Source organism: Nguyenibacter vanlangensis (assembly GCF_013376155.1).
GTDB lineage: Bacteria > Pseudomonadota > Alphaproteobacteria > Acetobacterales > Acetobacteraceae > Gluconacetobacter > Gluconacetobacter vanlangensis.
The window spans coordinates 1-2,350 of record NZ_JABXXP010000459.1 but is presented as its reverse complement, the minus strand read 5'-3'; the positions used below and the strand labels follow the sequence as shown (position 1 = coordinate 2,350).

Here is a 2,350-nt window from a genome sequence, read left to right as displayed (position 1 = left end):
GGCCGGACCTGCCCGCCGACCCGATCATCGTGCATCCCGACGTGCGGCGCATGCTGATGACGATGCGCGTCCATGCCGAGGGCTGCCGTGCGCTGGGCGTCTGGGTCGCCAACCGGCTGGATGCCGCCGAACACGCGGCGGACGCCCGCGCCCGCCGCGACGCCGAGGATTTCGTGGCGCTGATGACCCCGGTGGTCAAGGCCATGTTCACCGATTTCGCGGTCGAATCCGCCAATCTGGCGATGCAGGTCCATGGCGGCCACGGCTATATCCGCGACCACGGGATCGAACAATATGCGCGCGACGCCCGCATCACCCAGATCTATGAGGGCACGAACGGGATCCAGGCCCTGGACCTGGTCGGCCGCAAACTGCCCGCCCATGCCGGGCGCAGCCTGCGCGGCCTGTTCCACCCGATCGCGGATTTCATCGAAAATATCAGGGCCGATCCGGACATGGAAAAATTCGCGGCCGGGCTCGAGCGTGCCTTCGGCACCCTGCAACTGGCCACCCGCCACATCGCGACCCGGGGCCTGGCCGACCCCGAGGAAGCCGGGGCGGCCGCCGGCGACTATCTGCGGCTGACGGGGCTGGTCGCGCTGGCCTATCTCTGGGCCCGCGCGGCCCAAATCGCCATCGCGCGGCACGGCGCGGCCGGGCCGGACCAGACTTTCTACGCGGCCAAGCGCATCTCGGCCGAATTCTTCTTCGATCGCATCCTGCCCGATGCCACCGCCTGCTATCTCAAGATCAGGTCCGGCAAGGCATCGATGATGGCCATGCCCGAAACCGCCTTCTGATCCATAAGACGAACGGCCAGCAAGGATCCGCCGTTTCCATCATAGGATGAATTGGTCTAACGTCCGGAATCGCATGACGATTTGAACGATGAATTGAACGGCAACGACATTGGACAGGGGGCGACATGACCGATCCCGTGGAGGCCCCCGTAGAGGCCCCCGTAGAGGCCATGAACAGGCAACGCTGCTTCTCGCTGGCCGAATTGTGCCGGGAACTCGGCATCACGCCCCGCTCGCTGCGCTTTTACGAAGACAAGGGCCTGATCGCCCCGGCCAGGGCCGGAACCCGGCGCATCTATTCGATGCGCGACCGCGCGCGCGCCAAGCTGGTGGTCCGCGGCAAGCAGCTCGGCTTCACCCTGAAACAGATCAAGGACCTGCTGGACCTCTACGACGCCGATCCGCAGCACCGGGTGCAGAAGGTCGCCCTGCTGAAGGAAATCCAGAAGCGCATCAGGACATTGCACGAAATGAACGCCGCCATCGCCACCACCCTGGCCGACCTCGAAAACATCCAGCAATCCATCATCGAATCCTTCGGCCGGGAAGAAGCCGCCTGAGCCAGGTTGAACGGGACCTGCCCCTAATGCGCCGCGGCTTCCCTGGCGAACGCCTCGGCCGCCTCGGTCGCGATCCGCACGTCGTTCTCCTTCTTCATCCCCGCCACCCCGATCGCGCCGACGACCTCTTCGCCGACCTTCAGCGGCACGCCGCCGCGCAATACCATGAAGCCCGCGGTCACGAAGGCCACGCGTCCGTTGTCGGTGTTCTCCTCGGTTTCCTCCGACGGGCGTTGCAGCAATGCAGCGGTGCGCGCCTTGCCCAGCGCCAGGTCCGGACTGCCGGGCCGCACATGGTCGAAACGGTCGAACGCCATCAGGCTGCCCCCGCGATCGACGATCGCGATGGCGCAGGGCGCATGCAGGCGGGTGGCGCTGTCCATCGCGGCCTGCAGGGCGTAGTGCGCGCCGGCCCGATTCAGCGTGCCGACCATGTCGCTCAGCGGCGCGGCCCGCGCGGGGGCCATCCCCAGCCCGCCCCACAGCAGGATCCCCGCCATCATGCCCAGCCTGTACGACGCCATTCGGAATTTCCATCATCTGCCAAAGGGTTTTCAGGCTTTAGACCGGATTTTCCCCGATGTGGAATAATAATCCCGTAACCTGCCATGGCAGCTCCGTTTCCGTCACGATATCCGCTGATCCCGCGCCAAAGGGCCCGTCATCAGGGGGCCCGTCATCAGCAGGCCAAGCAGCGTCAGCGCCGCGACCAGCGCCCCGGCGATGAAGGTGCCGCGAAATCCCGTCTGGTCCCACAGGGCACCCGCCATCAGGCTGGCCCCCAGCAAGGCCAGCCCCGTCACCATGTCGAACAGGCCGAAGGCCGTGCCGCGCCGCTCGGGCGGCGCGGTATCGGCGACCAGCGCGGTCATCACGCCCTCGGTAAAGCCCAGATGCAGGCCCCACAGCGCGACGCCCAGCGCGGCACCGGCCAGCGTGCGCGACAGGGCCAGCCACAGATCGGCGGCGATCAGCAGCCCCAGCCCGACG

4 protein-coding genes are annotated in these 2,350 nt (G+C 66.9%); 2 read left to right on the top strand and 2 right to left on the bottom strand.

The annotated features are described in order from the left end of the window. Nucleotides 1-800 (top strand): acyl-CoA dehydrogenase C-terminal domain-containing protein (locus tag HUK84_RS15275; protein ID WP_176641046.1); only part of this gene is annotated, 800 nt, incomplete at its 5' end. Nucleotides 801-925: 125 nt separating this feature from the next. Then, complete coding sequence (locus tag HUK84_RS15270; protein WP_218064396.1) at nucleotides 926-1,360, top strand: MerR family transcriptional regulator; 435 nt, start codon at nucleotides 926-928, stop codon at nucleotides 1,358-1,360. Between the two features lie 23 nt (nucleotides 1,361-1,383). Here the strand turns inward: HUK84_RS15270 and HUK84_RS15265 are convergent, their stop codons facing one another. Together HUK84_RS15265 and HUK84_RS15260 are read right to left on the bottom strand one after the other, a co-directional pair. After that, entirely contained in the window at nucleotides 1,384-1,884 is a 501-nt protein-coding gene (locus HUK84_RS15265; protein WP_176641045.1) for a GlcG/HbpS family heme-binding protein, read from the bottom strand. A gap of 102 nt (nucleotides 1,885-1,986) precedes the next feature. Beyond that, the coding region (locus HUK84_RS15260) for an MFS transporter (protein ID WP_374729372.1) at nucleotides 1,987-2,350 on the bottom strand (364 nt) is incomplete at its 5' end.